Annotated in this window: 14 protein-coding genes; 7 read left to right on the plus strand and 7 right to left on the minus strand. The window is 57.3% G+C overall.

Going from position 1 to position 16,247, the window contains the following annotated elements; translation table 11 throughout:
* Positions 1-2: 2 nt before the first annotated feature.
* Together C5748_RS10360 and C5748_RS10365 are read right to left on the minus strand one after the other, a co-directional pair.
* The gene (locus tag C5748_RS10360) at positions 3-1,178 is read right to left on the minus strand and encodes a thiolase family protein (RefSeq protein WP_105741860.1); all 1,176 of its coding nucleotides are present in this window, start codon (positions 1,176-1,178) and stop codon (positions 3-5) included.
* A gap of 128 nt (positions 1,179-1,306) precedes the next feature.
* Positions 1,307-2,944 (minus strand): ATP-dependent acyl-CoA ligase, encoded by a 1,638-nt coding sequence (locus tag C5748_RS10365; RefSeq protein WP_105741861.1) that lies wholly within the window; start codon positions 2,942-2,944, stop codon positions 1,307-1,309.
* Between the two features lie 525 nt (positions 2,945-3,469).
* Between C5748_RS10365 and dctP the strand changes: the two genes are divergently transcribed.
* The 7 genes from dctP (at position 3,470) to C5748_RS10400 (ending at position 10,038) form a co-directional block, all read left to right on the plus strand.
* Positions 3,470-4,450 (plus strand): TRAP transporter substrate-binding protein DctP, encoded by a 981-nt coding sequence (gene dctP / locus C5748_RS10370; protein WP_158259839.1) that lies wholly within the window; start codon positions 3,470-3,472, stop codon positions 4,448-4,450.
* 82 nt (positions 4,451-4,532) lie between these two features.
* Positions 4,533-5,054 carry a TRAP transporter small permease gene (locus tag C5748_RS10375; protein WP_105741863.1) on the plus strand — a complete coding sequence of 174 codons (522 nt, stop codon included), beginning with the start codon at positions 4,533-4,535 and terminating at the stop codon, positions 5,052-5,054.
* 3 nt (positions 5,055-5,057) lie between these two features.
* Positions 5,058-6,533 (plus strand): TRAP transporter large permease, encoded by a 1,476-nt coding sequence (locus tag C5748_RS10380; protein WP_105741864.1) that lies wholly within the window; start codon positions 5,058-5,060, stop codon positions 6,531-6,533.
* A gap of 30 nt (positions 6,534-6,563) precedes the next feature.
* Positions 6,564-7,781: an MFS transporter gene (locus tag C5748_RS10385; protein ID WP_105741865.1), complete on the plus strand. Its 1,218-nt coding sequence runs from the start codon at positions 6,564-6,566 to the stop codon at positions 7,779-7,781.
* 58 nt (positions 7,782-7,839) lie between these two features.
* Positions 7,840-8,658 carry an alpha/beta fold hydrolase gene (locus C5748_RS10390; protein WP_105741970.1) on the plus strand — a complete coding sequence of 273 codons (819 nt, stop codon included), beginning with the start codon at positions 7,840-7,842 and terminating at the stop codon, positions 8,656-8,658.
* Positions 8,659-8,781: 123 nt separating this feature from the next.
* Entirely contained in the window at positions 8,782-9,579 is a 798-nt protein-coding gene (locus tag C5748_RS10395; RefSeq protein ID WP_105741866.1) for an aspartate/glutamate racemase family protein, read from the plus strand.
* Between the two features lie 33 nt (positions 9,580-9,612).
* Entirely contained in the window at positions 9,613-10,038 is a 426-nt protein-coding gene (locus C5748_RS10400) for an organic hydroperoxide resistance protein (protein WP_105741867.1), read from the plus strand.
* Positions 10,039-10,113: 75 nt separating this feature from the next.
* Here C5748_RS10400 and C5748_RS10405 read toward each other — a convergent pair whose 3' ends face one another.
* The 5 genes from C5748_RS10405 to C5748_RS10430 all read right to left on the minus strand — a co-directional run bounded on the left by C5748_RS10405 (position 10,114) and on the right by C5748_RS10430 (position 16,212).
* Positions 10,114-11,448, minus strand: a complete 1,335-nt coding sequence (locus C5748_RS10405; RefSeq protein ID WP_105741868.1) for an NAD(P)/FAD-dependent oxidoreductase — start codon at positions 11,446-11,448, stop codon at positions 10,114-10,116.
* A gap of 230 nt (positions 11,449-11,678) precedes the next feature.
* The gene (locus C5748_RS10410) at positions 11,679-12,245 is read right to left on the minus strand and encodes a YybH family protein (RefSeq protein WP_105741869.1); all 567 of its coding nucleotides are present in this window, start codon (positions 12,243-12,245) and stop codon (positions 11,679-11,681) included.
* 561 nt (positions 12,246-12,806) lie between these two features.
* Entirely contained in the window at positions 12,807-14,318 is a 1,512-nt protein-coding gene (locus C5748_RS10420) for an aldehyde dehydrogenase family protein (RefSeq protein ID WP_105741971.1), read from the minus strand.
* A 106-nt stretch (positions 14,319-14,424) separates the two neighbouring features.
* Positions 14,425-15,717, minus strand: coding sequence for an NAD(P)/FAD-dependent oxidoreductase (locus C5748_RS10425; RefSeq protein WP_105741871.1), 1,293 nt, complete (start codon positions 15,715-15,717; stop codon positions 14,425-14,427).
* A gap of 72 nt (positions 15,718-15,789) precedes the next feature.
* Positions 15,790-16,212, minus strand: coding sequence for a RidA family protein (locus C5748_RS10430; RefSeq protein ID WP_105741872.1), 423 nt, complete (start codon positions 16,210-16,212; stop codon positions 15,790-15,792).
* Positions 16,213-16,247: the final 35 nt, after the last annotated feature.

The following is a 16,247-nucleotide window of genomic DNA, read 5'->3' on the forward strand; positions in this document are numbered from 1 at the left end:
GGTCAATCCCCCGCCAGAATGAGCGCGCCGGAAGAAAGACCGCGGTCATAGTTCATCATGCCAAACCCCGAGGCCAGAGCCAGTCGGGCGCCTGGAACCTGGGTCGGTCCGGCTGTGTCGGTAACCTGACGAAGCGCCTCGTTCAGGCCCAGATATCCGCCACCACCACCGGCTTGTCCGCATGACAGCTGACCGCCCGATGTGTTGTGCGGGAAATCACCGTCAATCCTGAGGTCATGCGCACGGACAAACTCAGCGCCTTCGCCCTTTTTGCAGAAGCCGAGATCCTCGAATTGCATCATGCAGATCACCGGATAGTCGTCATAGGTCTGGACCACGTCCAGATCCGAGGGGCGTATACCCGCGATTGCATAAAGTTCGTCGATATCGGCAACCCAACCGCCGCGAAGCTGTACGTCATCACTCACCGCATTGTGGCGTTCAATGGAAGACAGAAGCCGTGCGAAGGGCAGGCCAAGCATTTTGGCTGTTTCTTCCCGCATGACCAGCAGACCCTCGGCACCGGCGCACGGCATAACACAATCGAACAGATGGATTGGGTCGGAGATCGGGTGCGCCTTCATATACTGCTCCAGAATGAGCGGCTTTTTCATCAAAGCGTTGGGATTACGCAACGCATTGTCGCGCTGCGCAACCGCGATACGACCGAGGTCTTCACGTGTTACCCCGAACTGGTTCATGTAATTCCGGGCAATCAAGGCGAAGCTCGCGTTTGCCCCGCCGGACCCGTAGGACAACACCGCATCCTGGGCAAATCTGGCGAAATTTGCTGTCGTCTGCCGAAAAGTATCGACGTGGTTGGTATCTGCCCCGATACAGGCCACCACGCGGGCATCTCCCGCCTGCACTGCCCTTGCTGCGCGGCGCACGGCAGCGATCCCGCTCGCTCCACCCAAGGGGATGGTATCAATCCAGCGCAAGGACATCCCCATATGTTGTGCCAATCCGATGGCGCTGTCGGGCCCAACTGTGAAGCTGGAAAGGCAAAAGCCATCAATCTCCTTATGAGATAGCCCGGCCGATTTGCTTAACCCGCGCAGTGCCTGCCCTATCCACCAATGGGCAGGTCTTGTTGAAAATCGTTGATAGGGGACCGTGACCGGGGATGCCAGCACAACGCCGTCATACCCGCTCCGCGTTTTTAGGGTGGCGCTCAAATCGCCCCCCGCACGAAACAGGAGACATACGTGTGGACCCCTGGAATGATCATACAGGCTGGGATGAGAACCTGCCGGGCAGTGCGTGTGTCATCATGAGTGTTCATAGAAGCGGTCCTTTGGAGGAGCTACCGTTTGATCTTGTAGCCCGTCCGGTCAAGATCCCACATGCCTTCGACAATTCCGTCCGCTCGTAAAACCACTTTCTTGACCTTGCCGTTTTCTGTGAGCGGCATGTCAGCAACAATCCTGAGAAAACGGGGTACTGCGAAATAGGCCAAACGGCTTTCCGCAAATTTGATCAGGTCGAGTTCATCGAACCGTACGCCGGGTTTCAATTGTAAGGCCACTGCAACTTCTTCCTCGCCTAACTCCGAGGGTACAGGATAAGCCGCACACGCTTTTATGGCGGGATGGGAGAGTATTACCTGCTCGACTTCCCAGCTGGAAACGTTTTCCCCACGACGGCGGATGGCGTCTTTTTTTCGGTCAATGAAGCGGTAATAGTTTGCCGGTTCACGTAAGACGCGGTCGCCAGTGTGAAACCAAAGGTTCTGCCACGCTTCGACTGTTTTTCCGGGCATCCCGAAATACCCGGATGCAAAGGAATACGGCTCTGTAGGGCGCAAAAGCAGTTCGCCGGCCTCGCCATCGGGAACGGGCGTTTGGTGTTCATCGACGATCAGTGCTTCCGCGCCGGGCGCCAGATATCCCATAGATCCCGGATGATCCGACGGAGCAGGCGTATAGAAAATGAAATTGGTCTCTGTCGAGGCGTATCCATCCACTAATGGCACACCGAAACGCTGCAGAAACGGAGCCTGCATCGGCCCGGGCACGCCGCCGCCCAACGCGACCCGCACCCTGTGGTCCTTGTCATTACCTCGGGCGGGTTGGGCCATCAGTATGGCGGCCATTGCGCTCAGAAGATATGTCACCGTCGCGCCCGATTCCCTGGCTCGATCCCAGAAGCGGGATGCGGAGAATTTCGATTCGAGCACGTATCCACATCCGTTCAGCAATGCCTGGTAGAAGGTGTTCAACGCATTAGTGTGGAATACAGGCAGGGCGGTCATCAGCACATCACCTTCACGCACGCCGAGCGCGCGCGCCGAGTACACTCCCCACCAGAACATTTGTGCCTGTGGGCAACAAACACCTTTCGACGGGCCGGTTGTGCCGGATGTGTAGAGAATTGCGACCGTGTGGCCGGGGGTTGTACACGGGACCAGCGTCATGTCGCCGGCATCGGATGAAATCAGATCGGCGCCGTCGCTTGTGACTATTCCATCATCCTTGATCTGCCAGATCAGGCTGGGCACTTTCGTCCCCTCGGGCAGGTCTTCGTAGACTGGCCGGAACTTGGATTCCACGACCAGGAGTTTGGGTTCGGCATTGTTCATCACGTGGGCCAGCTGGGTGCCGCGAAACGCGGTATTGATGGGAGTGGCAATGGCCCCAAGCCAGGCGCATCCCAGATATATTTGCAAGAACTCGTGGCGGTTGCTGGAGTGAATGGCAACCCTGTCTCCGACAATCACACCAGCATTGGCAAGATATCGGGCGTAAGTTTCTGCGATCTGGGCTGTTTGTTCAAAGCTCCAGCGGACATCGCCGCAGGACACCAATATCTTGTCGCGGTACTTTTCGGCTTGGCGCTTCAGAAGCGTGTACAGCGTCCGGTCCTTGGGCGGGAATTCCTTGGAAATCCGCGAATAATTGTCAATAGCCTGGCGCTGCTCCGATGTCGGTTCCAAGTGCGTCAATGTGTTCTCCCAGGATTGAAGATGCGGAAAAATGGTTCCGGCAGCAGTTGCCTTATATGTAAAATAATCTGTCGGGTTGCTTACGTCAAACAACTTCTGCGGGCGATCTGGAGCCTGTGAAATTCGTCAGCGCAGTCAGAAAATCTTCTATCTATATGGTTTTAATAGGAAATAAATCTCGGATGGTTCATGTGCCGAGAGAGCATTTATATGCTTTGACAAAATCTTATATGTAAAATAAAAATCTATGTGCCTAAACTGGTTTGGACCTGCAAGTTAGCGAGATTGGCCTGATGCTATGAAAAGATGGCTTCATCCGTACCCAATCACGCCGCATGGCGGGGAGCGAACTCCCCCTGGTCTAGCAATCCAATCCGGCTGTGTTTCCTGTCCGCAAGCATCAACAAAGAACATTTGGGGCAGTCAGGAATCCACTTTCGTCCGTTTCAGGCCGAGTGCGGCGCAAAGCGTTGATCGTCACTCGTCCTAGGAAATGTAAATTTAGGAGGAGCTAAAATGAAACTCATGAAATCCGTTCTGCTCGGCGCAGCAGCACTCGCAATATCGTCCTTTGCCGCCACAGCTGCGTTCGCAGAGGTGGCTGTTCTTCGCGGCGTCAGCTGCTTCCCGATCGGTGCCCCTCCGGGTGTTCCGTTCGAAGACCTCGTTGCCGAGATCAACAAGCGTGGCGAGGGTATCGTGCAGATTGAATCGCTGGGCGGTGCGCCAGCGATCGGAAGCCCGTTCCAGGTCGGTGAGCGCATGGCGCTTGGCGCCTATGACATTGCCGGCTGCCCCGAAGCATTCTTTGGCAACCTGCTCCCCGAAGCGCCCGTTCTGCGCCTGTCCGACTACACATTTGCCGAATTACGCAAGAACGGCGCCCTGGATTACTTCCAGGAGCTCATGAAGGCGAAAGGCGCAATCTTTCTTGGCAGGCATCATGACGACGGTCCATTCCATCTTTTTCTAGCCGAACCGATCGACAAGCCGGACCTGACAGGTCTCAACCTGCGTATCTCGCCTGTCTACACCGCGTTTTTCAAGGCAATGGGGGCTACTGTGCAGCGGTCTTCAATGCCTGAGGTCTATACATTGATGGAAAACGGTACGGTTGACGGCTTTGGCTGGTCGTTCCGGGGCGTCTCGCCGGACTGGTACAAGGTTGCGCACTATCGTGTCGATCCCGGTGTCTATCACGCAACCATTCACACCATCGCCAATCTTGCGCGCTGGGAATCCCTGAGCCCGGAAGCGCGCGACCTCGTGATGTCGGTGATCCTCGAGTTCGAGGCGCGCACCGAGCCGACCAGCGATTACGCGAAAGACCTTGATGAGAAGATGAAGGCGACGCAGGCCGAGAACGGCATGAAGACGATCACTTTTGAAGGTGCGGACGCCGAGAAATGGCTACGCGTGGCAAAAAATTCTGCCTGGGCGGAGTTCCTTGAACAAAACCCGGAGACAGGTCCGAAGCTTAAGGATCTGTTTACCAAGAGCAATTGATCGCGCTCTGCGATCTGATCAAAGTCGACCGGCCGGTATTGGCTGGTCGACGATTTGCTCCGCTGAAGACAGGGACGGCCCCATGGATGATTTAGTCAAAACCTTCGAAACGATGTTTGGGAAACTAAACAATGCGATTGCAATCGGCGTTGCCATCTCAATTGGTATGTTCGCCATTCTTGCGCCGTTGGATTTTCTGATACGCAAATTGAGAATGGGTGGACTGGAATGGCTGAACGAGGGAGCCGAGTACTTCCTGTTCTTTGGCGTCTTCTTGTCTGCGACCTGGGTGCTGCAACAGGGCGCCCATGTTCGAGTTGATATTATCATCTCCAGCCTGTCCGCCCGCGCTGCGGCTTGGCTGGAGCGGGTAATGGATCTGGTTGGAGCCGTCCTGTGCGCCATCATGGCTTATCTTGGGGTTCAGAGCGCCATCTCAGCCTATGTCTTGGGGACGTTGCCCGACAAGGACCTGCGCATTCCGAACTGGATCGTCCTGTCGGTTTTCTTTGTCTCATTCGTCCTTCTCACCATTGAATTTCTTCTGCGGTATCACCGTGCCGCACGGCACGGATATGTCGCTGAAGCAAGCGCGGGGTTCTGATCAATGGAATGGTATTTCGCACTTTTCCTGATGCTGGGGACAGTCTGTTTCTTTCTGTTTCTCGGCCTCCCTGTCGCGTTTGCGTTCATGGCTGCCAATCTGTTTGGAACCGCCATGTTTATTGGCGGCTGGTACTCGATAGGGGATTGGACGATTGTCAGGGTGTCGCTGGAAAGCATACCGATGGAGTTCCACGAGGCAGTCGGATATCCCCTCACAACAATTGCGCTCTTCCTGCTTATGGGAGAAATCCTGTTGCAGACAGGCGTTGCTTTCAAAGCCATCGGCGCCATTGAGCAGATGATCGCGCGCGTGCCCGGCCGTTTGTCGATCGTCGCTATCGTCGGCGGTACGGTCTTTTCGTCGCTGTCGGGATCTACCGTGGCTAACACGGCGATTTTGGGAAAAGTGCTGTTGCCCGACATGATCAAGCTGGGCTATAAACCGGCGATCGCCATGGGGCCGATCATGGCTGTGGGCGGGATCGCCATGCTGATCCCGCCATCATCGCTTGCGGTTCTTCTCGCCAGTATCGCGCAGCAATCCGTGGCCAAGTTGCTTGTCGCGGGTATCGTGCCCGGTCTCCTGATGGCACTGCTGTTTTTTGCCTATGTGATTGTGCGGTGCATCCTCAACCCCGATCTGGCCCCTGCGTACGACCCCGATACCAGCCACCTCGATAAGCCTGTTATGCTTGCTTACAACAGAAGGGGGCGCCAGATTTGGGTGCGGACCTATGATGGGGGCTTCAAGCGGACACTGAACAGAGTCCTGCCGTTCTTTGTCTATGTCACTCCTCTGATGTCTATTTTCGTGGTTGTCGTTGGCAGCATCTTCTTCAAGTTTGCCTCACCTACCGAGGCCGCGGCAATGGGATGCCTGGCCGCGCTGGGGTCATGCTATTTCTTTCGGCTGTTCAATAACAAGATCACAATCACCGGTATCGAGGGGGCAGATTTTACCTGGCGCGCCATAGCGGATGCGCTGAAAGGGACCGTCAAGATCAACACGATGATCATTTTCATCATCGCTGGCTCACTGGTCTTTACCCAAGCGTTGGCAGTCTCGGGTGCAACGACCGGCCTGCTCGAAGCCATGGTTTCATTGAAGATGAGTCCGTTGGTCGTGGTCATCATGATGATGGGAATCCTGCTGTTTCTGGGGGCGTTTATGGATCAGGTCAGCATGCTGCTCTTGACCCTGCCGTTCTTTCTGCTCGGGTCCCACTCCTTGCAGGCGATCTATCACATCGACGCGATCTGGTTGATGGTGCTGATCCTGATTTCAATGGAAATCGGACTTCTCACGCCGCCTTTCGGCCTGCTGCTCTATGTCATGAAGGGCGTCGCGCCAGAAGGGATCACCATAGGCCAGATTATCGGTTCCGCGGTGCCATTCATTCTGATCGAGCTGCTGGTTCTGGGGCTGCTGATCCTTGTTCCCGAACTGGCCACATGGCTCCCAAGTCTGTTGCAGTGATTTCCCTCAACCTTTCCGGATTCTGTTTCAATGAACCTTCCGTCTGAACCCGTGAAGGTGGAGAAGCCATTCAGTCGAACTGACATGTTGATCTACATGGGGGGGATCACCGCTTTGGCGGCGGTCACGGTCGAAGTGGTGTTGCCGGCAACCGGCGTTGTCGCCCGGCATTTCGGAAAACCTGCAGCCAGCGGAGCTTTGCTGGTGGGGGTCTACTTTCTCGCTTATGGAATAGGCCAGATTTTCTGGGGACTCTATTCTGATGCCTTCGGTCGCCGCCGCGCATTGCTGATATCCTTGTTCGGATTTTCGATTGCGTCTTTGGCCTGCGCGCTTGCTCCCAGCTTCGAATTACTTTTGGCGGCGCGTTGTGCCCAGGGATTGATGGCGGGGGCCCCCGTGATCGCCCGCGCAATGGTGCGGGATGTTTCGTCCGGATCAGAGGCTGCACGGGTCTTGACCATGCTTGGTGCCATTCTGACTATGGCAACTCTGATCGCCCCTGTGCTGGGATCCGGGTTCCTCATATTGTTTTCATGGCGCGCCATTTTTCTCGCCCTGATGGCGCTGTCCTTGGTGTTTCTGGCCTATACCTATTTCGTGCTCGATCCGAACTTTGGCCGCAACCGACCGGAGCGGTTTTCGCTGAAGTTCTTGAGGAAGTCGGCCCGATATTTGCTTTGGAACCGGCGCTTTGTTGTGCCGGCCGCGACCGGAGGCCTGGTGTTCGGCGGCTATGCCTCGCTGGGCGCCGTGGGGGCCATTACAGCCGAAAACAGATATGGTATCAGTCCCGGGGCCTTTGGCACACTGTTTACGATTGCGGCCCTTGCCAACACTGCGGGTGCGCTGCTTGCAGGTCAATTGCTGAAGCGGATCAGCCTGCGAAAGGTGGGGAACCTGTCCGTTGCCATTCTGAGCGGTTCCGTTGTCCTGCACCTCACCCTGAACCAGCTTTCGCCAAACCTTCAGGTCTTTTGGATATCCGTCTGCCTCTACGTGCTGGTGTTCGGAATGATATTGCCAACGTCTATGGCCTCGGCATTGGAGCCCGCCGCCGAAATGCCAGCCTTTGCCGCCTCTCTCTATGGAGCCTGTACCATGATCGCCGGATTCCTGGGAGCACTGATGGCTTCCAGATTGTATGACGGAGACCATAGCGCCATCAGTTACACAATGGCCTTTTTCGGCGGGGGAGCGGTCCTGGTCTTGATACTTGGCCGGTTGCTTGACCGGTCAGGACTATGAACTAGCGCCTTTTCCTCACCATTCGAGTCCAATGGAACACAGCGAGGTTCGGATCAAGATGCTGAAAATCAAGCGGGGTTTCGTCTCGACGCCATCTGGATCCGTGCATGCCGCAATCTCAGGGCAGGGAGAGCCGGTTCTTCTCTTGCATCAGACACCGCGTTCATGGATGGAATTCGTCGATGTCCTGCCGCGCCTCGGACAGACCTACCAGGCAATCGCCATGGATACGCGCGGATTTGGGGATTCCGATCCGCTTCCCTCTGAAAAGACAACGATCGAAGGCTGGGCCGAAGCGGCGCTGGAAATGATGAACGTGCTTGGGCACGGCGAGTTTTGTATAGCCGGACACCATACGGGCGCGGTGATCGGTCTGGAAATGGCCGTCCGGGCGCCGCAACGGGTTCGCAAGCTTGTGGTTTCGGCCATGTCGTATGTGGATGCGACCCGCCGCGCAGAACACGCGGGCTCCCGTGTCATTGACGAAGTCGAACCACGTGATGACGGAAGCCATCTCACGGAACTTTGGGCGCGCCGTCAGCAGCATTATCCGAAAGATGGCGGTCGCGCCTTGTTGGAACGGTACATCGTGGATGCGATCAAGGCAGGGCCCCTGGCCGCTGAGGGGCACCGCGTGGTGAACCGATACCGCATGGAAGACAGAATTGGCCTTGTCAGGTGTCCAACACTGGTTATTGCCCCAAGCGAAGACATCAAGGCTTGCTCCATGGCGCCCCGGGTCGCTGCATCGTTGCAAAATGCAACATTGCTGGAAATTCCCGGCGGGGGGATCCCGCTCCCCGATCAAATGCCTGGCTTATTCGCCAATGCGGTGGCGAAGTTTCTGCGTGCAGATCACCGTCGAGCGGTGTTTTAGCACAAAGGAAAGTGCGTATGGTCATTGATCCGCCGATTTATTTTACATATAAGATAAATCGACGCCGGCAGTATAATTAGCTGTACCTTATGAAGGTCGTCAGCGCGACAGGCGGAGAAAACAATGCGGATTTTTTGGCAAAGCTTCGTGGACCGGGATATCGGAGCGTCTTATCTGACTGCCTTGCAAAATTACCTCAATGACATTGCCGCCCCGGGCACCCGGGTCGACGTAGCCGGAATGGTGCCGCCCGATCGCGATTTCAGCCGCTTGAGCGAGTTGCGCTGTGGCTTGCAGGCCATTGATGCCGCACTGGCCGCCGAGGAACGCGGCTATGACTGCTTCGTCATGGGACATTTCCAGGACCCTTGCCTTTACGATGTGCGATCTGCGGTGCGGATTCCAGTTGTCGGGACAGGGGAAGCAACGTTGCTGGCGGCATCCCAACTGGGCCGGCGGATCGGTCTGGTCTCCATCGATCCGGCCTTTGAGATCATGCACTATGAACAGGCTGACCTGTACGGCATCGGTCATCGGGTGAAGTTTGTCAAAGGTCTGGGCTTGACCCCGGAGGACTTTAACGAGGCCTTCGCCGGGGATGCGGAAAAGAAAGTTGCCTTGTTGAAAGGCTTTACCGATTGTGCTTTGCCAATGGTCCAGGGCGGCGCCGACGTTATCGTTCCAGCCGGCGTCTTGCCCGGTCTTCTGATCGGCGGCGAAAAGGGATTCATGGTTGCCAACGCTCCGGTTGTGAACTGCGCGGCCGTGGCGCTGAAATCCGCCGAAATGTGGGTTCAGCTTAACGCGTTGAGCGGCCTTGAGCCGAACCGGGGTCCAAGTTTCGGCTACGCGAATGAGCGATCGAGAAATGACTTCAGAACGTTGATGGCCCATGGCCAGAACGCGCTTCGATCAAACTGACATTTTCGAACAAAATTACACAGGAGAAAGCACATGTCGGACAAGCTTATCTATACAGCTAGGGTCAAAACCAATGGCGGCCGCGATGGCGGCAAGGCCGTCAGCGACGACGGAAACCTGGAGGTTGCGTTGTCGATGCCAAAGGAATTCGGTGGCCCCGGAGGCAATGGCACCAACCCCGAACAGCTGTTTGCCGCAGCCTATTCGGGCTGCTTCCTGAGTGCGACCAAACTGGTCGCCCGGCTTGAGAAGATCAAGCTGCCCGAGGATCCGACAATCGAAGCGCATATCGGTGTTCTGGCGACGCCTGAAGGGTACAAGCTGACTGCGGAACTTCTGATCTCCATCCCGCAGGTCGAACGGGACATTGCTGAAAAAATCGTCGCTAAGGCGCATCAGCGGTGCCCGTTTTCAAACGCCACGCGGGGCAACATGGATGTCACGCTGACATTGGTCTGACCGGCAGCAGCCCGAAACGGCAAAATCCTTGGCTCGATATTTGCTGGGATTTGGAGCTCGGCAGCGACCCGCCCTTCAAACTCTGGCGTGGTATTCCGGCCTTGGACCGTCGGTGAACCGCGAGAACCGAAACGGGTGCGGATTGACATGCGGTTTCGCACCCGTCACCAGGTCGGCCATGAGATATCCCGCGCCAGGCCCGTTGCCAAAGCCGTGTCCTGAAAAACCAGTCGCGATGAAAAATCCCGGCGTCGATGGAATCGCTGTAAGGAAAGGCATCGCATCCGGCGATACATCGATCATGCCGGCCCACTGTTTGGCGATCTTGGCGGAGCGGAAGACTGGAAAGTCCGCCGAGAGCGTTTCCAGCACCCGATCAAGATCACTGACGACGGGATCCGGATCGAGTATGCGAGCCGCTTCGAACGGGCTGACCCCATCAAGCCGCCAACGGGCAGGCATGGTCAGTTCATCGAAGAAACGGCGACCAAGCCGAACCCTGATCGTGCTCCATTCATGGCGGAGCGTCGGCCAGAACAAGGGCAGCATTCGGAAGCTGTCCGGCACCAGGTCGGCGTAGTTCATGAATCCGGTGCCGATCGTGTAACCGCCATCCAGGCGACGCCGGAACGAGTATCCGGGCGCCATTGCAGCGGTTTCCGGCCCGCCTTCCAAAGGCTTGGTACGCATGACCGAGGTCCGCAGCTTCAACTGTGGAAAGAAGATGCCCATGTTCGCGCAGAAGATTCGGCACCAGGCGCCGCCTGCGAGAACGACCGAGCCACAGGCGATCGATCCCTTCTCGGTTACCACGCCAGATATCCGCCCTGCACTGGTCTCGAACCCGCGAACGGCGCAATTGGTCATTACCGCGGCACCGCGCGACCGTGCAGCCTTCGCTATCGCGGGAGCGGCCAGTTGCGGCTCGGCGCGACCATCCGTGGCGGTGTAAAGTCCTCCCACAAAATGCCTAGGTGCACCCGGGAGAATATCTTGCAGTTCCCTCTTCGACAGAACCTTGGTCCCCAATTCGGGCAGATACTCCCGGACAGAGTCAACCCAGCCCTCGCAGGCAGCAATGTCCCTCGCGCTTGAAGCAAGTGAGATGCTCCCACATGTGCGAAAGCCGGTTTCCGCACCGATGTCCTCGTTCATTGTATTCCACAGCTCGACACTGTGCAGGGTCAGGGGAATTTCGGAAGGGTCGCCTCCCTGTTTGCGGACCCAGCCCCAGTTCCGGCTCGACTGCTCAGCGCCGATTTCCCCTTTTTCACACAATGCAACCGACACTCCCCGCTTGGCAAGGAAGTAGGCGGTTGAGACGCCAAGGATGCCACCACCGATGATAACCACATCGACCCGCGAGGGCAGCACTGCGTCAGTTGGTACAGGATCGAGGTCAGTATGCATGATGTTCAAGCCCGCAGGTGGCAAAGGTCGCGCGATGGACTTGGAGCCCACCAGCAATGTGATTGTCATTGGTGATGCAATGGAACGCCGAGCCCCACTGACTTTGGGGGCTCGCTGAAGGCGATGCATATCCCGCTGGCCGTGAAACCGCGCAATGGGCAACAGCGATCCTGCACGCCAACTATCTCATGTGGGACGACACCATCGTCTTGCGGATTGACCAGGAGGCGTCACGACGCGGATCGCGACGCATCGTCGATGATGAAAAGCCAGCCCGCGCCGTCCTGATTGCGGACGACTTCGATGCCGCCCCCGGTCAGCTTCTGCATGGCGCCGGTGGAATCGGCGAGTTCAAGCGTCCAGTGATTGGTTGTCAGTGCAATGTTCTGATAGACGGCATGCTTGCGGTCGCCGATTTCAATTTTCGGCTTCAATGCCAGAAGCCCCGCATAATCGGCGCGTGTCGCCTCCTGGCCGATCAACTGGGCCCCGTCAGGATTGATATAGGTGACATCTGCGGCATAAAGTGCGAGCAGTCCATCGAGATCACCCGCATTGAACCGGTCTTGCCAGGCGTCGTAAACCTTGTCCAAGTCGGTCACCGGCGTGGTGTCGCTCGGCATTTGGGCAAACGCCCGGTCGACGGACAGCCCGGCACTGGCTGACACAAGCCCCATGGTCATCAAGCGTAGAAATTCCGAGCGGGTCAGATCGTCTGCCTGTTCGGCATTCGTACCGGGATTTCCGACGTCGTCGGAAAGCAAGCGCCACCATGTCCTGTAGATTGATGTAATCATCGTCGTCACCTCTCCTAACCCCGTCAATTGAGTCAGGCTAGCGATGGTGGCTTTGGTAGTCTATTTCAGTTCCGGCCGTATTTTGTGCGGTTTCGGCCAACATCCAATGTGGTGCGAGCTTGTCATCGCTTTGCGCTCTGCCCGCCCACATGGACGACCTGCGCGCCAAGCGACCTGTGGTTGCCAGCCGGGAAGCAAATCCGCTTCGGGTCACTCGTTGCGGGCGCAATTTTGCGGATTGTGTCCGGCAAGATAGGCCTTCACCTGGCTACCGATGCCGCACTGGGGGGCATGGCTATCCCGCAGCTCCAAAAGCTGATCCACACCCTCGTGGCGGACGCTGAGCACCGGGCTCACAAGGGGTCGATAAAGCGGGCGACGTTCCGCGCGGCCCGACGCGTTTACTTTTCGGCATAGCTACACCTCGGACTTGACCGCATGAACTCCGACGAAACGCCACCGCGCAACCAGCCTCAAACAATCTGGCGATACCAATGGCCGCATCTGCAAGCTGTCGGCGGGTGCAACTGAACCAGCAGCTGTCCCTTCGGTCGATAATCCTCAGCCGAAATCCGTTGCTTCCAGGCGCATGCAGACGGTGCGTGGCTCGGAATAGGCGTGAATTGCTTCGGTGCCGAACTCGCGGCCAAGCCCGGAGAGCTTTGTACCGCCGAAAGGCATCGCCACGTCCAGGACATTGTGTGTGTTGATCCAGACGGTCCCGCAATCGATCTGGCTTGCGAGGAGATGCGCCTGGTCAATGTTGCGCGTCCAGATGCTGGCCCCCAGCCCAAATTCGGTGTCGTTGGCCAGCGATTTGATCTGGCGGACATCATTGATCGGCATGGCCAGAACCACTGGGCCGAACACTTCTTCACGGGCAATGCGCATGTCCGGACGACCGCCGGCCAGCACGGTCGGACGATAGAAATATCCCTTACTACCGTCACGCTCTCCACCACAAAGCGGTTCCGCGCCTTCCTCGACGCCGCTGGCGACGAGCGAGGCGACGCGATCCATCTGGCGGGCCGAAATCAGTGGACCAAGTTGAACCAATGGATCGAAGCCATTTCCGAGCTTCAGCTCTCGCGCAATCCGGGCGACGCCCTTGGTGACCTCGTTGAAGACCGAAGCCTCAATCAACAGCCGAGAGCCTGCGGTGCAAACCTGCCCGGAGTTGTGAAAGATGGCGTTCGCGGCGCCGGGGATCGCCTTGTCGAGATCCGCGTCCGCCAGCACGATCGTTGGAGACTTGCCGCCGAGTTCGAGCGTCACGCGTTTCATCTGCCGAGACGAGGATTCGAGGATCCTCTGGCCAGTGGCCGTGGACCCCGTGAATGCAATTTTCCGCACCAGAGGATGATCAACGAGCGCCTGGCCGGCCTCATGGCCGTAACCTGTAACAATGTTGATCGCACCCTCTGGAATGCCTGCTTCAAGAATGAGCTCGCCAAGGCGCAGAGTGGTTAGCGACGCCTCTTCGGACGGTTTGAGCACAATGGTGCAGCCAAAAGCGATCGCGGGCGCGATCTTCTGAATTGCCTGTCCGAGCGGAAAATTCCAGGGCGTGATGCCACCAACGACGCCCACTGGCTTGCGTTCCGTGTAGGCACGGTAGGTGCCGCCATCGTCGAAAAGAGGCGACAGCTGGATGTATTCGCCGGCCATCTTCGAGCTCCAGCCGCCATAATAGCGCAGAGCATCGACAGTGAACTTCATATCGATATTTCTGGAAACTGTGTACGGTTTGCCGTTGTCGAGCGTTTCGAGGCGCGCCAATTCCTCGGCGTTGCGTTCGATGAGAAGCGTAAGCTTCTCCAACAGGCGTCCGCGGTCCAGCGGTCGCATCTTCTGCCACAGAGCGCTTTCGAAGGTGCGATGGGCCGCCTGAACAGCGCGGTCGACATCGGCGGCGCCGGCCGCGGCGATATCAGCGATTTTTTCTTCGGTGGCTGGATCAAAGACCGGGATCGTCCGTCCGTCCGCAGCGTCGCACCACTGTCCGTCAATCAGCATCTTGCTGGCCGGAATCCGCACTGCCGGCCCGCCGGCCCTCTCGATCATTGCAACCATATCAAGTTCACTCCAGGTTCGAATCAGCATCGGCCGGATCCGGGATTAAAAGTTCTTCAAGGCGACCTCGGTTGGTTGCGCAACCGCCAACCAGACCCGGCAGGCCTTAGAGGCGCTCAAGCCGGTAGGGAGCGGGATCCACGATCGGTGCGCCGCCGGTCACGAGATCGGCCGCCAGCTGGCCCGCCGCAGGTGACGTGCCGAAGCCGTGGCCAGAGAACCCAGAGGCCACAGTGAGCCCAGGCACCTTTGCGACCGGGGAAATCACGGGTAGTGAATCTGGGGTAACATCGATCATCCCGGCCCAACTTTGTTTCACCACAACGGAGTTGAAAACCGGCCATGCCTTGCTGAGGTTTCGCAAGGCATCGGAATTGAGTGCCTCGTTGACCGGAGGATCCATCGTCCGGACACGTTCGAGAGGCGACCTCGCGGAGGCATTCCAATGGCGACCCAAAGACATGTCCTTGAGGAAGTCCCTCCCTAGAGACACACGGAGGTTTTTCCATTGCGCCATCAGCGTGGGCAGATAACGGTAACCAATCAGCAGGTGATCGAGCATCAGCGGCGTATAAAGAGCACCGCGCTGGGTGATCGTGTAGCCTCCATCATGCCGTTTGCGGAACGAGAAATCCGCGGCGCCGACGGCAATTTCGGTCGGCCCATCCATGGGGGCCGTTCTGAAGACGGAAGCCACCAACGGAAGGGTAGGTAGCGAGACGCCGAGGTTGCCGAGAAAGCGCCGGGACCACATGCCGCCAGCAAGGAGAACCTGTTCGCAGCGAATTTCGCCGCGCTCGGTCATAACGCCGCTTACCCTGCCAGCCGACATCACCAATGTACGGACAGCGCAGTTTTCGACGACTACAGCTCCTTTTGCCATAGCAGCCGCCGCAATCGCGCTGCTTGCGAGTGTGGGTTCCGCGCGACCGTCCGATGGTGTGAAAATTCCGCCGACCCACTTGCCAGAACCGCCCGGAACCAATTGGTCGATATTCGCCGGGCTCAGCAGACGTGAATCGAGCGACTGGCCGCCAACCGACTTGATCCAGGTTTCATGTCCGGCCATCTCTACTTCGGTGCGCGCAACATACATGATACCGGCCTGGCGATAGCCGACGTCAGTCTCCACCCTTCGGGGCATCTCGGACCAAAGTCGATCCGATTCAACCGAAAGCGGCAGATCGAACTGGTCGCGCCCCGTTTTCCGGATCCAGCCCAGATTGCGTGAGGATTGTTCTGCAGCAATCTGACCTTTCTCAAGAATAACCACGGAAATTCCCCGTTCAACCAAGGTCAGCGCAGCGGTCAGACCTATAATCCCTCCTCCGATCACGACAACTGTCGTCGATGGCGGAATGTCGAGTGAAGATTGTACCGGAACGATAACGGGAGCCACGACCCAAATCCTTGAATGATTGCATCAGATTGCGCGCCCTGGAATTTCGCGGATGCGCGCGCGCATCTCAGGTCAGAGAGAAATAGTCATCTCTTTGACATGCGCCTTGGAGGAACCGCGATAAGCCGTGACTTCAATCTCGACTTTATATTCCATCGACCCGAGAGGCGGGCAGGTCATTGTCAGAGCCGGGTTGATGCCACGCATCCTTTCTCCATACGCGGTCATGATCGTATCGATGTCTTGCGGAAACTGAACGAAGACCCGCGTCCGCACAACATCCGCCAACGTGGCGCCGACTGCGGCAAGCGCCCCTTCGATATTGGCGAGTGCTTGAAGGGTTTGCTCGGCCAGATTCTCTGAAATCAGCTTCGTCTTAGGATTGCGGCCGGCGGTATTCGAAACCAGGATCAGATTGTCGATGGCGACGAGGCGCGAATAACTGCCATGCTCTTCAAATTTGGAGCCGGTTTTGACTTTGACGATATCGGTCATATTCTTCACTCTGCTGGATAACTGTGATTGCGGAA

It is taken from the genome of Phyllobacterium phragmitis, assembly GCF_002980495.1.
Classification (GTDB): Bacteria; Pseudomonadota; Alphaproteobacteria; order Rhizobiales; family Rhizobiaceae; genus Paramesorhizobium; species Paramesorhizobium phragmitis.